This window comes from Salinivirga sp. (genome assembly GCF_035268865.1).
GTDB lineage: Bacteria > Bacteroidota > Bacteroidia > Bacteroidales > Salinivirgaceae > Salinivirga.
The window spans coordinates 53609-71373 of sequence record NZ_DATFKB010000191.1; the positions used below are offsets into that span (position 1 = coordinate 53609).

The following is a 17765-nucleotide window of genomic DNA, read 5'->3' on the forward strand; positions in this document are numbered from 1 at the left end:
AAATGTATCCAATATGGAACCATGAAATAATTGTATTAATTTGGCAAATTGTTTGTAATTAAATAATTATGAAATTTTCACACAACATATGGACTAAAACAGCAATTTTTATATTGTCTGTTGTGCTATTAAGCAGTTGTGCAACAGTTGGCAAGGTTGAGCTTGAGGTTTTGAAACCGGCCCAGTCACCAACCCTGGTACAATTGGAGGATATAAGGCTACAAAATCAGTTTTTAAAATTCAACAAGAAGCAAAAAACAGATTTTGAAAACCTTGTAAAATATGATAAATTCAGGATAGACAGCCTGGTTAGTGTAGAATTAATCAAAGCTGTTGGTAACGAAATGCAGGCAACTGAAGTAGTGAAGTTGCAGCAAATTGATTCTTTAGGAAGGTATAAGGCACCGGAAAACAGTGGCATTTTGTTGAAAAATGTTGATGTGGTCTCCGAGGTTGAAACTGAACCCATATATGTTAATAGTCGCGGGGCTTATTACGCTGCAGTGAGGGTACCGTACAAAATAGAATGGACGGTAATCAGCAATGGTGCAATGACACCTTTCACCTATCAGGATACTGTTTGGGCTGAAGGGTATAAACGGTCCTTTGATAAACTTGCAGACCTTGTTCGGTTTAATGAGGTCATAAAATATATCATCAGAAAAACGGGAGTGGAGTTTGCACATCAATTGGTGCCGCACTGGAAACTTACAACCCGCTATTATTACCGTAGTGGCAATAATGATTTCCAGCGGGCAGCTTATTTTATGGATAATGGTGATTACGAAAAAGCAGCAAAAATCTGGAAGCAATACAGCCAATCAGGCAATCGGTCTTTAGTTGAAAATGCCTTGTTAAACCTGGCTGTGTATCATGAGCTAAATGGGGATATTGACCAGGCAATGGAATATGCATCGCAAGCAGCCGAACGAAAAAATGAATTGGCAGTGAAATATCTTAAGACATTACAAGAGAGAAAAGAAGAAATTAAACAGCTTTTGGAGGAGTAAAAAGTATATGACGATATTGTACATTGTAATCGTAATTCTTATTTTAGAATACACTGTTAATGAATTAGTTGACTATCTTAATTTAAAGCATGAACTTAAGCCTGTATCACCCTATTTGAGCCGCATATTTAGTTATATGCAGCGAAAAAAAATGCACTTATATCACCTGGCAAATTACCGAACCGGTTTTTTCAGTAGTCTGGTTTCGCTCATTATAATTTTGTCGCTACTTATATTTAACGGTTTTGGGCAAATAGACTATTGGATTCGTAGTTATTTTGATAATGAAATTCTGATAACACTGGCCTTTTTTGGAGTAATTGGAGTAGGTGGTTCAATACTGGCCTTGCCCTGGGAAGTATACAATACATTTTATATTGAGAAACGGTTTGATTTTAACAGGCAAACCCCGGTAGTATTTATGCTCGACAAAATAAAAGGCATGGCCGTAAGTATACTTCTGGGCGGAGGCATACTGGCAATCGTAACATGGATTTATTACAACCTCAATGATCATTTTTGGTGGATAGCCTGGGCCGTGATCACTTCATTTTCGTTATTCATGACCATGTTTTACTCCAATTTAATAGTACCCTTATTTAATAAGCAGCGCCCATTGGAAGAAGGCGAATTAAGAGCCGCAATTGAAGAAGTCGCAGACAAGGCTGGCTTTAAATTAGACAACATTTATGTAATCGATGGTTCTAAAAGATCTACAAAATCAAATGCCTATTTTACGGGCATTGGTCCCAAAAAGCGGATCGTACTTTACGATACCCTCATTAATGATTTATCAAATGAAGAAATTGTGGCGGTGTTGGCTCATGAGATTGGGCATTATAAGAAAAAACACGTCACACGCAATTTTATAACCGGTGTTCTCCAAACAGGTGCAATCTTGCTACTATTCGATTTTATAACAGGTTATGATGCCATTTATAAAGCCATAGGAGCAGTAAAACCATCCTTCCATATGGGACTATTGGTCTTTGGATTTTTATTTACACCAGCCTCCATACTAATTGGGCTGGTTACTTCCTATTTTAGCAGAAAAGCCGAATACCAGGCCGATGCATTTGCTGCAAAACTTGGAAAGGCCAGGGCTTTGATCGGGGCACTGTTAAAACTAACCGATAAAAACCTTTCTAATATTAATCCGCACCCTGCCTTTGTTTTTATGCATTACAGTCATCCACCTGTAAATGAACGAATCAAATACCTTGAATCTTTAAAAGATCAATCGTAAACCCGCTAAATTTTTTTAACAGGATTATTGTTTCAAATAGCTATTTCTATGTAAATATACATGGCTCACAATGAGCATTTTGTACTATTGATGTGTTTTTTATGAATAAAAATGTAATTTCATTGTCATAAAACCTACATTCATTCGTCGAATAGATGAATTATAACCACAGAAAGGCATGATCAAAGAAAAGGTGTTGAAAAAAACACTTTACGATAATAAAGATGCGATGTATCGCCTGGCCTTAAGCATCCTCAAAAGTGAAGCAGATGCTGAAGATGCGCTGCAAGATGTTTTCGTAAAGTGTTGGCACCAAAAAACTGAAATACAAATTACCTCAGATATAAGAGGCTATTTAATGCGTGTCACAAGAAACAGATGCCTGGATATGGTTAAAAAGCATAATCGAAAATATGAACAACCCGGAATTTATGAAGATTTCATGGACATGGATAAAAATGCGGTTGAAATCAGTGACCAGGTAGCCTGGATTGATCGGTTTCTGGAGCAGCTGCCAGAATTAAACCAAACGGTTTTTCACATGAGAGAAGTCGAAGGAATATCATTCGAAGAGATAAGCAAAACCGTTCATACCCCAATCGCTAATGTCAGAACGATACTAAGCCGGACCAAAAAACACCTACGAAAACAGTTTAATATAATTAACCGGATCGATACACCAAATACACTCAAAAAAACAGAAAAATGAGTAAAACTGATTTACATAAAAGCAACATACCAGAAAACATGGATTTTGATGAATTTTTGGAACAAAGCATTCAGCTAAAGCAAAAAAATACTTTAGCTGATGACAAATTTGAGTTGCTATGGAACAGGGCAAAAACCAAACAAGGCAATATTAGAAGAATGAGCTGGATTATTACAGTCAGCGCAGCAGTTTTGGCTTTAATGATTTCATTTCTAATCATTAAAACGACACATCATAAGCAGCAAGAACTCGAATTACAATACCAACAAGCCACTGCAGCACTATACAAAGTTTCGTATTATATGAATCAAAATATCGATAAATTATCACCAATTGATAAAATGATGAACACAACCAATTATTTCGAGCCTCTTGCAAAACCAATCGATGGGTTAGAAAAACTGGAACGCGTTAAAAGAATTCCACTAAAACATTAATTATTAATCCTTAAAACATTAATTATGAAAAACTTAACCATTATTATCCTGCTATTTATGACAGTTGTAAATGCAGATGCGCAGAGCATAAAAGCTATTTTTGATAAGCATATTGGAGAAGGTAATTATACCACAGTTACCATCAATGGTGCGCTTTTTCAGCTAGCTGCTGAATATGCCGAAGACAAAGAGGAAGCCGATGTAGCTAAAGGAATAGAAGGTATCCGCGTTTTTAGCGCCGAAGAGTGTGGCAATCATCAGGCAAAAAAAGCGCTGATGAAAGAATTATGGAGCTTTTTCGATAATTCTGTTTACAAAGAGTTTATGCGGGTAGAAGAGAAGTACGACAAGGTGGTTTTTTATATGAAAAAATCCGGCGAAAAAATTATTGAGCTAACCCTTGTTGCAGAGGATGATGCCAGCGTCATTCAGATTACAGGCGACATTAACCTGGCTGATATTGCCAAAATATCGAAAACAATGAATGTTCAGGGCATGGAAAACCTTGAGGAGATAGAAGAATAAACAAACTTTAAACAAGCCATATAAAGTGCAGAAGCAGAAATGTTTCTGCACTTCTTTGTTTTAGCTTCTCTCAAAGTACATAATCTCATAAGTTCAACAATTTTGAACTTAAAATCTATCCGGGATGTGAAAAAAATTAGCATTGTGTATGAAAATTGGTTACTTTTATTTTTTACAAATATATTAAGTAAATCTATTAAAGGGTGTCGAATCTCATTGATCATGTAACCATGAAAAGTTTATTCATTATTACAATTATTCTTTTTACAAACACATTGCTTTGCGGACAAACGCAGGATCTTGATAAACTATATAATAAAGCAAGAAACCGTTATGCAACAGGGCATTTTGAAGATGCCCGTGATTTGTATAAAAAGCTGGTGAAAGCCAAGCCCGATGACTTTGTATTTAATTACGAGTTGGCCATGTTGTATTTTCATGAGTTAAACAACAGGAGTGCAAGTATACCATATTTTGAAACTGCAAGGCACGTAATGCAAGACACCGTTGCCGATTTGTTTAATTATCTGGGGCAAGCATACCAGGATAATTTACAATATGACAAGGCCATAAGGTCATTTAATCAATATAGTGCCATTCCGCCCGAGGAAGGTGTTATCAGGGTGAGTGTTAAACGATATATCGAAGCATGCCGAAAGGAAAAACAACGGCTGGCTGAAATTAAGAACAAACGGGCACAAGCCTCAAGTAAAGGGGTTGAAGTGATTAATTTAGGTCCTGTGGTTAATTCCGAAAACGACGACCTGTCGCCCTTATTGTATGATGATAAGTTGTTTTACACATCAGCCAGTACGTTTGACTATGTTTTTAACGAGTATATCAGGAAACCATATGTCACACAATACGAAAACAACGAATATCAGGAACCCAAACCCCTTATTGATATTTCTTACGATAAGGCATTAGTCCTTGATCCCAACTGGCACCAGCAGATTACCTCTTTTACACTTGATTTTGACATGGCAACCGTTGTATATGAAAATAATATCTGGTCTATAGAGAAAAAAGGACAGAACTGGGATGAACCCCAAAAGCTTTCGCGTAAAATTAACCGGTCGAAAGATAATGCCTATGCAGCCCTTTCCGGTAAAGGTGACCGCATGATTATCGTGCTTCAGGATCGTAAAACCAGGCAATATGACCTGTATCAAACAGTAAAGAAAAGCGAGGGTGAATGGAAGGAGCCGGTTAAACTTAATTCGAATATAAATACTGCAAATAACGAACATTATCCCTATTTAAGTGCTGATGGCTATACATTATATTTTTCTTCGGATAAACCCGGTGGAAAAGGCAAATATGATATTTATAAAAGTCAGCTTCAGGAAAATAACGAATGGGGACCAGCAATCCCACTTAAAGCGCCAGTTAATTCAAGTGGTAATGATATCACGTATAAGTTCTACAAAGCAATTAACAAAGCATACTTTTCTTCAGACCGGGATGGAGGATTTGGCAAGCTCGATTTATATGAGGTTATCTATTAGCCTGTCTATTTTAAAATAAGTCAACCAGGATATTTAGCAGGAAAAAGGTATGTTTATCCAATAAGTCTGTGTAAAAACAAAAATAATTGTTGTTTCCAGGGTATAATGGGTACTGCTTTACTTTGGATAATATAGCAAAGCTGAGAGCAAGGGGGGACAACAAAGCATTTAATTTATAGCTGTCAATTAATCAAAACAAGAAAAAATTTTGGATAGGATAGAGAAACCTTTTAACGTTCGGTATATGGAAAGTACTTATTTATTAAATGTATAATAGCAAATTATCATCTTTGAATTGGATATTTTCGCCCTTTCTATTAATGTTAAGCATATTTAACACTTCGATATTTATCTCAATATGAGTTATTTATAAGTTTTAACTGAACTTGAAAACCACAATAAATCTGAGCAAAGATGACAAGATGACAAAACACTGTTAAGCCAATAAGAAATATTTATCTAACGTATTGTATATTAGTTTGTTATATTGTTTACTAAAAGTTTTATTACAGCCTAATATTGGAGTGAATTTATTTTTGTTTTGAAATAGAGAATTGATTACATTTGTAAAACACAATAAAGTTACAATAATAACATATAGCCTGTTTACAGATGTCACTAACAGAACGAATAACTCAAATTCAACAGAACGAAGGTTATACAGCCAGCCAATTCGCTGAAAAACTAGGAATTCAACGTTCCGGATTATCGCATATTTATAGCGGAAGAAACAAGCCAAGTATTGGTTTTATTCAAAAGCTTTTAACACAATTTCCGCGTTATAATGCCGAATGGATATTAAATGGTAGCAATCCAATGCTAAAACAGCACGCTATAAATTCCGATATTACACATACCCAGCAAGAAAAAGACCTGTTTTCCGGAGTGGAGAGTGAAGCTCCTGCCAATTACAGATCCAATACGGAAAAAAGTGAGCAGCACAGCGCATTAAAACCTCCCTTAGTAACAAATAAGACCGTGAAGCAAATAATTCTGATATATGAAGATGATACATTTGAGATAATGCATAGCAAAAACGCAAAATAATTCTTATTTTTGCCCAAAAGTTATTTGTTTACAAATGTATACATCTATAATTCGCCCACTTCTTTTCCAATTTAATCCCGAAAATGCGCACTGGTTAACTTTCCAGGCACTTAAATTTTTACAATCAATCCCTTTTGGCCCTGCTATGCTTGAATCTTTTATGCAACCTGTGGAAGATCCGGTTAATATAATGGGACTTACATTCCGCAATCGTGTTGGTGTAGCTGCGGGTTTAGATAAAAATGCAGAATTACTTCCGATATGGAAGTCACTGGGCTTTGGTTTTGCCGAAATAGGAACTGTTACGCCACTTGGACAGCCGGGTAATCCACGTCCGAGACTTTTCAGATTGCCCGATGACCAGGCTTTAATTAACCGTATGGGTTTTAATAATGATGGTTTGGATATCATCCGGGAGCGGCTAAAAAATCGTCCTAAAGATTATATTGTGGGCGGCAACCTGGGGAAAAATACTGCTACACCAAATGAACAGGCATTAAAAGATTACCTCCGGGTATTTATCGAACTTTACAACCTGGTTGATTACCTGGTAATTAATGTCAGTTGCCCCAATATCAGTGATCTGGATAAATTACAGGATCGCAAAGAACTTGATACCATTCTTAAAGCAATTATGGAGCGACGAAACCAAATGGTTATTCACAAGCCCGTGTTGCTTAAAGTATCACCGGATTTAAATGATCATCAGCTAATGGATACTTTACAATTGGTTGCCGATCATAGTGTGGATGGCATTATTGCTACAAATACAAGTATCGGACGTACAGGATTAAGCGCAACTAAAGCACGCATAAATCAAATTGGTAATGGTGGTTTAAGTGGTTTACCCATATCAGAGCGGTCTACACAAATCATAGCTTTAGTTAAAAAAGAGTTGGGTAACGATTATCCTGTTATTGGTTCAGGTGGTATTGTAAATGAAGCCCAGGCCAGGGCTAAACTTGATGCCGGAGCCGATATGTTACAGTTGTATACGGGGTTTATCTATCAAGGCATAGGTTTAATTAAGCGGTGTTTACAGTTGTAATATTTTTTATGACTAAAAAAATATATCGTATATTGCAAAATAAGTGTAGAATTAAATAAAAACAACATTTATGCTGAACATAGCTCTATTTGGTCCTCCTGGTGCAGGAAAAGGAACGCAATCAAAAATGCTGATCGAAAAATACAACCTAACCTACATATCAACCGGAGATATTTTACGCGAAGAGATCGCTGAAGGCACTGAACTCGGTTTAAAAGCTAAGACAGTTATTGAAAAAGGAGGCCTGGCTTCCGATGAGATTATTGTGCAAATTATAGAACAAAAAATTAAAAGAAATCCATATGCCAATGGATTTTTGTTTGATGGATTTCCCAGAACTATTGTACAGGCCTATATTCTCGAGGGTATGCTATTTAAAATGAATACAAGGCTTACCTGTATGTTGAGCCTTGAAGTACCTAAAGATGAACTAGTAAAGCGGTTACGTGAACGCGGAAAGGTTTCGGGCCGAAAAGATGACAATGAGGAGGTTATACAAAATCGTTTAAGGGAATATGATCAAAAAACCATCCCTGTAGCATCATTTTACAAAGATAAACACATATATTATGGTATTGAAGGCAGGGGATCGGTTGATGATGTTTTTCAGCGCCTTGATGATGCTATTAAGCGCTCATTAGAGGACCGTTGGGTTAATATTATTTTGTTTGGATACCCAGGTGCCGGGAAAGGAACTCAGGCCAAAAAGGTAGCTGAGCAATATAACCTGCACTATATCTCAACAGGCAAAATTCTACGTCAAGAGATCAGAGATAATACCGATATTGGAAAACTGGCCAAACCCTATATGGAAAAAGGCGCCATTGTACCCGATGAGTATGCCATTAAATTGATTGAACGTAAAATGGAGGAGCATCATAAAGCCAATGGTTTTATTTTTAAGGGTTTTCCGCGTACCATGGTACAGGCCTATATTCTGGATGGTATGTTGCATAAGGTGGGCTCTACAGTTACTTCTGTGTTCGAACTTAAAATTACGGCTACAGAGGCCGTAAAACGACTTGTTGACAGGAGTAAAACAGAGCGCCGACGGCCATATGATATGCAAATTGAGACCATCATTTCTCGTCTGGAAGAGTATGAGCAACGAACATTAAAAGCCAAGGAGTTTTACGATAAAAAACATCTGCTTCATGTAATTGATGGAATTGGCAGTGAAGATAACGTACAGGAGCGCTTAAAAAATGAAATCGACAAAGTGGTTCAACAGACACTTTAAGGTATGCATTGTTAATTGTGATATCCTTGCATTTGTTGCTCTTCGGTACGGAATAATTGATATTCGCGTTCATTAAAAACATAGTCCCAGCAGCCCTGGCGATGGAAAAGGTGACCACCGAATCCTTTTTTAAATCGATATAGTCCATACATAGGGTGGGTTGGGTCATCGGAAGGGGATACTCCAAACATGTCGTAGGTTTCGCAACCAGATTGCTGTGCTGTGAGCATGGCTTCCCACTGAAGTCTGTATGGTCCCATCAAGTGGCGGTTATTGGATGAAGAGGCGCCATATAGATAGGTGGCACGCCCATTGTTCATTGTCAGAATCATACCGGCTAGTGGCTCTTTATCTTTTTCGGCCAGCAGTAATTCAAGTTTTGTTTCGGGATCTTTTTTTTGGGCTTCCCAAAGCGCTTCAAAAAACTGATAATCATCGTAATGAATGTGGTTACGTAAAGTTGTTTCGCGGTATAAGCGATACCAGGTGGGAAGCGCTGTTTTATCGGCTCTCCGCACACTAACACCCTTGCGCTCTGAAAGTCGCACGTTATAGCGCGTTTTTGATTTCATTTTCTGCAAAATACTTTCCGGTCTTTTATTCAGGTCAACAAATAGTGTGTTGCTTGGCAGCACATCGGTACCGGCTTTGCGCAATGCATGTGTCCGGGTACCGAAGTTCATGCGCAGTTCACGTACGTGTGGCGCAGGGTTACCAAGCCAATTGCCATTTTCATCGAATCTTTCGGGCTCATAAACCCATGGTGATTCCCAGGAAACATCGAATCTCAGAAACAGACAATTTTTGGGCAAATAAACCTTAATGCTTTCTGTAATTTGCTCCAGCACATCACCGTAATGATAGCTTTCCGGAATTTCAAAAGGAATGTAAGGTATATAGGCCATTGTAGCATCCGGTGCAATCCGCTGCGTGAGTATGAGCATATCGGCATAGGTAATTAAACTATCTGATTCCGATAGCTCGAGATTAAATGCCTGAACATTCCAGCCATTTCTTTGCTTGAAATTGGCCCAAAAAGTTGTTTGTTGGGGAATATAGTTTTCCGAAATTTCCAACGGATGTTTTGTAACTACCTTTAAATCCATAATTCCATTAAATTTTCGGCCGCGAATCTAATATTCTCTTATTTAAATTCCAAATCAATGAATGTCCTATAATTTATATTATGTTAAATAGAATATATAAAAAGAAAGGGAGAAAACCTTTTGTCTTCTCCCTTCTATAGTATTTAAAGTGATTCTAATTTCTTTTTCACCTCTTCAAGTTTTTCTGTATAACCCTCCTTACCACGTAATTGCATATAAATGGTTTTAAGGTTTTTCAATACTTGTTTATCTTTTGGAGCAAGTTCATGTGCACGTTCAAAATATTTTGCTGCACGCATAAACTCTTTTTCAGCATCTTTAAGCAGTTGTTTATACTCCTTCTCTTTTTCCAAAGGAAGATCGTTGGCCTGGTTCCTTAATTCTGCTGCTTTGTTGTAAAACAATCTGGCCATGTTGTACATTACATCCACATTATCGGGATCAATTTTCATGGCTTTGTCATAAGCTTCCTGAGCCTTTTCTGGATTACCCATTTCACTGTGAACATTACCCATAGCAAAATAAAGGGTTACATTTTCCGGGTCAGCCTCAATGGCTTTCTTCATGTATTTCAATGCTGCTTCGAGCTTACCCGATTTGGTGTAATAATCCACCAACAAAAGCATAATATTTTTATTGTCTTCTGCTTTTTCCAGCCCAGTCTTGAGTGTTTGTACATATTGTACAGTATCTTTCTGATCTTTATAATTTTGGGCGATTAACAGGTAACATCTTGAAACTTCGTGCCCCATTTCAATGCTCTTGCTGAACATTTCATTGGCCTTCTCAATGTTTTCTGACTGTTGTGCAGCAATACCGGTGTAGAAATAAATACCTTTGTCAATATCTTCAATATTGAAGGTTTTCTCCAACTTAGCCGATTCAATTAGTTGCTTAAAGGTATTGAAGGCTTTTTGGGGATGTTCTGCCCTGAGTTGTCTAATCCCCTGGTTGAGTGCTTGTTGAAGTGCAATGTTGAATAAATTCAACACGTCATCCTCATATCTGCCCCGGTCATCGAGTTCCAGTGATTTTTTAAACGACTTCATGGCTTCCACCAGTGGCGCTTCATGTAAATCAGTTAATGAAGTATCCTGATAAATCTTTTGATAAATCATTCCACGGTAATACCATGTTTTAGGATCATCCAGTGTTTTAGGATGGTCTTTTGCTTCGTCAATGGCTTTCATCGCCTTCTCGAGTTCATTATACTTGGGCTTGGCGTAATTATACGCGCTGACAACCTTCGAACGTTGAGCTTGTGTATAAGTGAACCCGCTTATTAATAAAACAATTAAAACGATTCTTTTCATGTTGGTGTATTTTTTTGTACAGTTCAAAAATATGCGATTTTATGCGATTATCAAATATTTTTACTGTTCTTCTGTTGAATTATCATCATCAACCTGTGCATCTTCTATCTCATCGTCCCCGTTACTTTCGGCATAAGCTATCGCAGCTATATGGTCATCTTTTTTGAGGTTGATTAGCCTCACTCCTTGTGTGGCTCTTCCCAATACGCGCATTTCTTCAACCGATAACCTGATGGTTAATCCTTTACGGGTAATGATCATGATGTCATCCTGGTTCGTAACCCCTTTTAAAGCAATTAAATCACCTGTTTTATCGGTGATATTCATGGTTTTTACCCCTTTACCACCTCTTCTGATGATGCGATAATCCTGAATTAAAGAACGTTTGCCGTATCCTTTTTCTGATACAACAAGTATATCTTCTGATTCATTTTCAACAGTAATCATGCCAATCACTTCATCATTGCCTGAAATTGATATTCCACGTACACCTGCAGCATTTCTTCCGACCGTGCGCACGTCCTTTTCAGGGAATCTTATCGCTTTGCCTGACCTCACACCCATAAGAATATCGTGCTCGCCATTGGTAAGTTTAGCTTCCAGAAGCTCGTCTCCTTCTCTTATATTTACAGCCACAATACCGTTGGTTCTTGGCCGCGAATAAGCTTCAAGCAATGTTTTCTTGACTATACCTTTCTTAGTGGCTAAGACAATATAGTGTGATTTAAGATATTCTTCATCTTTAAGATCCTGTATGTGAATATAGGCTTTTACCCTGTCGTCAGGCTCTATGTTCAGCATATTCTGCATTGCTCTTCCCTTGGAAGTACGGGTGCCTTCAGGTATTTCGTAAACTTTAAGCCAGAAACATTTGCCTTTTTCTGTGAAGAAAAGCATGGTATTGTGCATTGATGCCACATACATATGCTCCACAAAATCGGCATCACGGGTTGACGAACCACGCGCTCCGGTTCCACCTCTGCCCTGCGTTTTAAATTCCGTAAGTACAGTGCGCTTGATGTAACCCATATGTGAAATGGTAATAACCACGTCTTCGTCGGCATAAAAATCTTCCGGGTTGAACTCTTCCGCATTCATTACTATTTCTGTGCGGCGTTCATCACCATAGTGCTCTTTAACCTCAACCAATTCATCCTTCACAATACCCATTCTAATCTCCCGGTCGGCCAATACCTTTTTGTACCACTCTATTTTCTCAAGCAGTTCATTATATTCATCGCGCAGTTTATCCTGCTCCAGACCAGTCAGCTGTCCCAATCGCATATCAACAATGGCACGAGACTGCGCATCAGATAATTCAAACCGTTCCATTAAACGGTTACGAGCTTCTTCTCTGTTCGATGAAGTCTTGATTAGCTGAACAACTTCATCAATATTATCACTTGCAATGATTAATCCTTCAAGGATGTGGGCTCTTTTTTCGGCCTGATCGAGTTCATATTGGGTACGCCTTGTAACTACCTCGTGGCGATGTTCAATAAACTCATGGATGATCTCCTTTAGATTTAGAAGCTTCGGTCTTCCTTTAACAAGGGCAATGCTGTTGACACTAAATGTGGATTGTAGCTGTGTATATTTGTATAGCTTATTAAGAACGACATTAGCTATGGCATCCCGTTTTATATCATAAACGATACGCATACCATTACGATCCGATTCATCGTTAATATTAGAAACACCTTCCAGTTTTTTTTCATTGATCAACTCAGCCGTTTTCATGATCATCTCGGCTTTGTTCACCATATATGGAATTTCGGTTACGATAATACGCTCTTTACCTGAATTGTCGGTTTCAATCTCGGACTTGGCCCTGATAACTACTCTTCCTTTACCGGTACGGTAGGCTTCTTTTACACCGGAATACCCGTAAATAGTACCTCCTGTAGGAAAATCTGGAGCTTTAACATGTTCAATTAAAGTTTCAATATCCACTTCCGGTTCATCGATGTATTCAACACAAGCATCAATTACATTGCTGAGATTATGCGGCGGTATATTGGTGGCCATACCTACAGCAATACCTGAAGTTCCGTTTACCAATAAGGTTGGCAGCCTTGTGGGCAGCACTGTTGGCTCTTTCAGCGTATCGTCGAAATTCAATTGAAAATCGACTGTATTTTTTTCAATATCTGCCAATGTAAGGTCAGAAATACGCTGCAATCTGGCTTCAGTATAACGAAGGGCCGCAGGGCTGTCACCATCAACAGACCCAAAATTACCCTGACCATCGACAAGTTTATAGCGCATGGACCAGGGCTGTGCCATTCTGACCATTGTGAGATAGACAGAGGAATCGCCGTGCGGGTGATACTTACCCAACACCTCTCCCACAATACGTGCTGATTTTTTATAAGCTTTATTATAAGTTACACCCAGTTCATGCATACCGAACAGCACCCTGCGGTGTACGGGTTTTAAACCGTCTCTAACATCCGGTAAGGCCCGGGCTACAATCACCGACATTGAATAATCAATGTAGGCAGATTTCATCTCCTCTTCGATGTTAATCTTGTGAATTTTCTCTCCTTCAGCCATTCATTTTACATTTTGAAAATTAGCATTCAAAAATACAAATAATGGTGGTATATCCTATCGTTTTAGACCGAACTTTATCAACAGTTACATGTTCATAAATAATGGTCTGTTTTTTGAAACAAGAATATTAAATTTACATATTCAAAAGAAAAGCAAAACGCTTATGAATGCACAATTTTCTGAAAGATTACACGAAGTTTTATCATACAGCCGGGAAGAAGCCATACGCCTTGGAAATGAATCTATTAGCGTAGAACATCTCTTCCTCGGAATTTTGCGGGAAGGTGAAGGGCCGGCCGTTGACGTGCTTATTTCAATGGGCATAAAACTCTTCGAACTGCGACAAACCATTGAAGAACAAATCAGGCAAGACAAAGTGACCGACATTGCTGAAAAAAATAATTTGCCACTACTCAGGCCTGCAGAACGGGTCTTGAAGCTTATTTACCTCGAAGCCCGGTCGCTTGAGAGTGAAGAGGTCGATACCCAGCACCTGATGATGGCTATTTTAAAAGAAGAAAACTCCTTAACCGCCATGACACTAAGAGAAATGCAGGTAGATTATGATCATTTTAAAGAGAATTATCTAAAATACAGTCCCCAGGCCAGAAGCGATTCCGGCTATGGAGACGAAGAGATGGACGAACCCGGTGATTTTCAATCATCGACTTCAAAATCAGACTCTGACACGCCGGTACTCGATAATTTCGGTGTAGACCTTACCAAGGCTGCAGAAGAGAAACGGCTCGATCCGATTGTAGGGCGTGAAACTGAAATTGAGCGACTTGCACAAATTTTGAGCCGGCGCAAAAAAAATAATCCGGTGCTGATTGGTGAACCAGGAGTTGGAAAATCAGCTATTGTAGAAGGCATGGCTGCCCGTATTGTAAAACGCCAGGTTTCTCGCGTTTTATTCGACAAAAGAATTATGACACTTGATCTGGCTTCTATTGTAGCCGGAACAAAATATCGCGGCCAATTTGAAGAACGCATAAAAGCCATTCTTAATGAGCTGTCTAAAAATGACAATATTATTCTCTTTATTGATGAAATTCATACCATTGTAGGCGCAGGAGGCGCAACAGGATCGCTTGATGCAGCGAATATGCTTAAGCCAGCACTTGCACGTGGCGAAATACAATGTATAGGCGCCACAACCCTGGATGAATATCGCCAGCATATTGAGAAAGATGGTGCGCTGGAGCGTCGCTTCCAGAAAGTTATGGTCGAAGCAACTTCGCAGGAAGAGACCATGGAGATTCTGCACCGCATAAAGGATCGTTATGAAGAGCATCATAATGTGAATTATACAGAGGAGGCACTTGATGCATGTATAAAGTTATCAATGCGTTATATTAGCGACCGCTACTTGCCGGATAAAGCCATTGATGCACTGGATGAAAGTGGATCGCGCGTGCACATTTCCAACATTAACGTGCCGGAACGGATTTTGGAACTGGAAAAAGAGATTGAAAAAATCCACGACGAAAAGATCCAAAAGGTACATGAACAAAACTTTGAACAAGCTGCTGCACTTAGAGATACAGAGCGTAAAAAGAACGATGAGCTCGAAAAAGAAAAAGAAAACTGGGAACAGGAGCTTGTGAAGCATCGTGAAACAGTGACAGAAGAAAATGTGGCAGAAGTAATTGCCATGATGACAGGTGTACCTGTTCAGCGTATTGCCCAAACCGAAGGTAACCGCTTGTTGAAAATGGGCGAAGAGATACGTGAAAACGTTATTGGACAGGAACAGGCCATTGAAAAAATTGTGAAAGCAATTCAAAGGAATCGCGCCGGACTTAAAGACCCCAATAAACCGATTGGTACATTTATTTTCCTTGGACCTACCGGTGTGGGTAAAACACAATTGGCCAAGGTGCTGGCCGAGTACCTTTTTGACTCACAAGATGCCCTGTTGCGTGTTGATATGAGTGAGTACATGGAGAAATTTGCAGTTTCACGACTTGTTGGAGCACCTCCGGGATATGTAGGCTATGAAGAAGGCGGGCAGCTTACCGAGAAAGTGCGCCGCAAGCCCTATTCAGTTGTGTTGCTCGATGAAATCGAAAAAGCCCACCCTGATGTTTTCCATATTTTGCTTCAGGTGCTTGATGAAGGGCGTTTGACAGATAGTTTTGGACGTAGAGTCGATTTTAGGAACACCATCATCATCATGACTTCGAACATTGGCTCGCGCGAGTTGAGAGAATTCGGACAGGGTGTTGGTTTTGCCACCTCAGCCACTGTTAAAAGTGTCGATGATCGTGCCAAGGGCATCATTCAAAAGGCTTTAAAAAATGCATTTGCGCCTGAGTTCATTAACCGCCTCGACGATGTGGTGATGTTCAATTCTTTGGATAAAGCCGCTATTAACAAGATAATTGATATTGAGCTTAAAGGATTGTATATACGAACCGAAGAACTTGGCTATAAATTAGAACTTTCGGCACCAGCAAAAGAGTTTATTGCCGACAAAGGATTTGACACGCAATATGGAGCTCGTCCGCTAAAAAGAGCCATACAAAAATATTTGGAAGATGAAATGGCTGAACTTATATTGAAATCAGACATTAGTGCGGGTGATACCATAAAGGCAATTTTTAGTAAAAAGGAAGAAAAAATTGAATTTAAAATAAAGAAAGCTTCCAATGAAGCGGACCCCTCAGGAGACAATGAGGAAAACAAAAAAGAAAATAATTAACCGACAATTTAAAATGAAGATAAAATACCGGATCACTCTTATGATCCGGTATTTTTTTGCCTTGTTCAAAACAAAAGCCCATTTCAACTGTCAGGAAATGTAAATAATAATTTAAAAATACAATAGCAATGGATAAAAACGATGTTAAAGTAACTTTTGGAGGAAATCCTGTAACTTTAGTAGGCAAAGAGATAAAAGTCGGGGAAAAAGCACCTGATTTTACCGTTATCAATAATGATTTAAAACCAGTTAAACTCAGTGATTACAAAGGTAAAACACGTATTATTTCAGTTTTTCCCTCAATTGACACACCGGTTTGCGCCACGCAAAACCGGATTTTCAACCAAAAAGCTGCTGAGCTGGATGATACGGTCATTTTATCAGTATCGAACGATTTACCATTTGCTCAGAAGCGTTTTTGTGGCGCAGAAGGCATCGATCAGGTGGTAACCCTCTCCGATCATAAAGACCTTGAGTTTGGGTCAAAATATGGCTTCTTAATTGACGAATTAAGGCTACTTGCAAGAGGAGTTGTGATTGTTGACAAGGATGATAAAGTACAATACGTAGAATACGTAAATGAAATTGGAGAAGAGCCAGACTATGAAAAGGCAATTGAAGTGGCTAAAAAGCTATAATAGCTAATCCGGTATTATAAAAAAATGCTGATTTTCGAAAATCAGCATTTTTTTTATTTCTATTATTTTGAGGTCTCCGTCAAATATATTGATTTACTGATATTTCTATAAGTCAGATCATCATCTTCGATGAAATAAAAAATACCTCCCCAGTCGTGTTTCACTTTCATATAAACTTTTACCAACCCATTTTCGTTTATATACACTTTTGTAATTTTTTTATGTGGCTTCTCAATTTCTTTAACTGTCTTTTGCCGGGTATAAACTTCAGAAAGTTTATTTTTGTATGCTTTTATAGCCTTTTGACGCTCTGTATCAGATAATTTGGTGTTTTTGGCCATATTTTCCAGTTCAGCGAGTGTACCTTCAGGCAAATCGACCTCGGTGGTCTGTTTACCTTGAGATTCAGCCTTTTGTTGCGCCATTTTACGAGCTCTCTCAGCTGCTTCGCGTCTTCTTTGTTCGTTCTCTTCTTTACGTTTTTGTTCAGCTTCCCGCTTTCTGCGCAGCTCTGCAGCTTCTTTTACCTTTTGAATGCTGTCCTGCCGACTTTTAATCTCAGCCAGCTTTGCCTCACGGGCTTCAGCTACACGTTTGGCCTCTGCAATAGAGTCTTTGCGCCGCTGCGCTTCCTGGGCTTTCAGTAAACTATCGGAGCGGGCTTTTTCACGTGCCAAC

General features: G+C 38.7%; 14 protein-coding genes and 1 pseudogene. 11 read left to right on the forward strand and 4 right to left on the reverse strand.

Going from position 1 to position 17765, the window contains the following annotated elements; genetic code table 11:
* The first annotated feature begins 68 nt into the window (after positions 1-68).
* The 9 genes from VJ937_RS11625 (at position 69) to VJ937_RS11665 (ending at position 8770) form a co-directional block, all read left to right on the forward strand.
* A complete protein-coding gene (locus VJ937_RS11625; RefSeq protein ID WP_324067270.1) occupies positions 69-1010 on the forward strand; it encodes a DUF6340 family protein in 942 nt (313 codons plus the stop codon).
* A 7-nt stretch (positions 1011-1017) separates the two neighbouring features.
* On the forward strand, positions 1018-2256 hold the full coding sequence (locus VJ937_RS11630; RefSeq protein WP_324067271.1) for a M48 family metallopeptidase: 1239 nt from the start codon (positions 1018-1020) through the stop codon (positions 2254-2256).
* 178 nt (positions 2257-2434) lie between these two features.
* Positions 2435-2965 carry an RNA polymerase sigma factor gene (locus VJ937_RS11635; protein ID WP_324067273.1) on the forward strand — a complete coding sequence of 177 codons (531 nt, stop codon included), beginning with the start codon at positions 2435-2437 and terminating at the stop codon, positions 2963-2965.
* A complete protein-coding gene (locus VJ937_RS11640; protein ID WP_324067276.1) occupies positions 2962-3402 on the forward strand; it encodes a hypothetical protein in 441 nt (146 codons plus the stop codon). Before VJ937_RS11635 ends, VJ937_RS11640 begins: the two co-directional genes overlap by 4 nt.
* Before the next feature lie 24 nt (positions 3403-3426).
* Entirely contained in the window at positions 3427-3927 is a 501-nt protein-coding gene (locus tag VJ937_RS11645) for a DUF4252 domain-containing protein (RefSeq protein ID WP_324067280.1), read from the forward strand.
* 203 nt (positions 3928-4130) lie between these two features.
* Positions 4131-5435 carry a hypothetical protein gene (locus VJ937_RS11650; protein ID WP_324067282.1) on the forward strand — a complete coding sequence of 435 codons (1305 nt, stop codon included), beginning with the start codon at positions 4131-4133 and terminating at the stop codon, positions 5433-5435.
* A gap of 612 nt (positions 5436-6047) precedes the next feature.
* Positions 6048-6482, forward strand: a complete 435-nt coding sequence (locus tag VJ937_RS11655; protein ID WP_324067284.1) for a helix-turn-helix domain-containing protein — start codon at positions 6048-6050, stop codon at positions 6480-6482.
* A 34-nt stretch (positions 6483-6516) separates the two neighbouring features.
* On the forward strand, positions 6517-7530 hold the full coding sequence (locus VJ937_RS11660) for a quinone-dependent dihydroorotate dehydrogenase (RefSeq protein WP_324067286.1): 1014 nt from the start codon (positions 6517-6519) through the stop codon (positions 7528-7530).
* 70 nt (positions 7531-7600) lie between these two features.
* On the forward strand, positions 7601-8770 hold the full coding sequence (locus tag VJ937_RS11665; protein WP_324067288.1) for an adenylate kinase: 1170 nt from the start codon (positions 7601-7603) through the stop codon (positions 8768-8770).
* 11 nt (positions 8771-8781) lie between these two features.
* Here the strand turns inward: VJ937_RS11665 and VJ937_RS11670 are convergent, their stop codons facing one another.
* From VJ937_RS11670 to gyrA, 3 genes are all read right to left on the reverse strand, one after another.
* Positions 8782-9876, reverse strand: coding sequence for a lipid II:glycine glycyltransferase FemX (locus VJ937_RS11670; RefSeq protein WP_324067290.1), 1095 nt, complete (start codon positions 9874-9876; stop codon positions 8782-8784).
* A 143-nt stretch (positions 9877-10019) separates the two neighbouring features.
* Complete coding sequence (locus VJ937_RS11675) at positions 10020-11189, reverse strand: tetratricopeptide repeat protein (RefSeq protein ID WP_324067292.1); 1170 nt, start codon at positions 11187-11189, stop codon at positions 10020-10022.
* Between the two features lie 60 nt (positions 11190-11249).
* On the reverse strand, positions 11250-13745 hold the full coding sequence (gene gyrA / locus VJ937_RS11680) for a DNA gyrase subunit A (protein ID WP_324067293.1): 2496 nt from the start codon (positions 13743-13745) through the stop codon (positions 11250-11252).
* A 163-nt stretch (positions 13746-13908) separates the two neighbouring features.
* Between gyrA and VJ937_RS11685 the strand changes: the two genes are divergently transcribed.
* Both VJ937_RS11685 and tpx read left to right on the forward strand, forming a co-directional pair.
* Positions 13909-16449, forward strand: coding sequence for an ATP-dependent Clp protease ATP-binding subunit (locus VJ937_RS11685; protein ID WP_324067295.1), 2541 nt, complete (start codon positions 13909-13911; stop codon positions 16447-16449).
* Positions 16450-16577: 128 nt separating this feature from the next.
* Entirely contained in the window at positions 16578-17087 is a 510-nt protein-coding gene (gene tpx, locus VJ937_RS11690; protein ID WP_057951342.1) for a thiol peroxidase, read from the forward strand.
* 62 nt (positions 17088-17149) lie between these two features.
* On the opposite strand, the pseudogene VJ937_RS11695 reads toward tpx, so the two are convergent.
* Positions 17150-17765, reverse strand: a pseudogene (locus tag VJ937_RS11695) (hypothetical protein); the annotation flags it as partial.

What these genes read in the sequence shown, in the direction of transcription:
- VJ937_RS11625 (WP_324067270.1), top strand. Translation starts at nt 69, where the DNA reads ATGAAATTTTCACACAACATATGGACTAAAACAGCAATTTTTATATTG.
- VJ937_RS11630 (WP_324067271.1), top strand. Translation starts at nt 1,018, where the DNA reads ATGACGATATTGTACATTGTAATCGTAATTCTTATTTTAGAATACACT.
- VJ937_RS11635 (WP_324067273.1), top strand. Translation starts at nt 2,435, where the DNA reads ATGATCAAAGAAAAGGTGTTGAAAAAAACACTTTACGATAATAAAGAT.
- VJ937_RS11640 (WP_324067276.1), top strand. Translation starts at nt 2,962, where the DNA reads ATGAGTAAAACTGATTTACATAAAAGCAACATACCAGAAAACATGGAT.
- VJ937_RS11645 (WP_324067280.1), top strand. Translation starts at nt 3,427, where the DNA reads ATGAAAAACTTAACCATTATTATCCTGCTATTTATGACAGTTGTAAAT.
- VJ937_RS11655 (WP_324067284.1), top strand. Translation starts at nt 6,048, where the DNA reads ATGTCACTAACAGAACGAATAACTCAAATTCAACAGAACGAAGGTTAT.
- VJ937_RS11660 (WP_324067286.1), top strand. Translation starts at nt 6,517, where the DNA reads ATGTATACATCTATAATTCGCCCACTTCTTTTCCAATTTAATCCCGAA.
- VJ937_RS11665 (WP_324067288.1), top strand. Translation starts at nt 7,601, where the DNA reads ATGCTGAACATAGCTCTATTTGGTCCTCCTGGTGCAGGAAAAGGAACG.
- VJ937_RS11670 (WP_324067290.1), bottom strand. Translation starts at nt 9,876, where the DNA reads ATGGATTTAAAGGTAGTTACAAAACATCCGTTGGAAATTTCGGAAAAC.
- VJ937_RS11675 (WP_324067292.1), bottom strand. Translation starts at nt 11,189, where the DNA reads ATGAAAAGAATCGTTTTAATTGTTTTATTAATAAGCGGGTTCACTTAT.
- gyrA (WP_324067293.1), bottom strand. Translation starts at nt 13,745, where the DNA reads ATGGCTGAAGGAGAGAAAATTCACAAGATTAACATCGAAGAGGAGATG.
- VJ937_RS11685 (WP_324067295.1), top strand. Translation starts at nt 13,909, where the DNA reads ATGAATGCACAATTTTCTGAAAGATTACACGAAGTTTTATCATACAGC.
- tpx (WP_057951342.1), top strand. Translation starts at nt 16,578, where the DNA reads ATGGATAAAAACGATGTTAAAGTAACTTTTGGAGGAAATCCTGTAACT.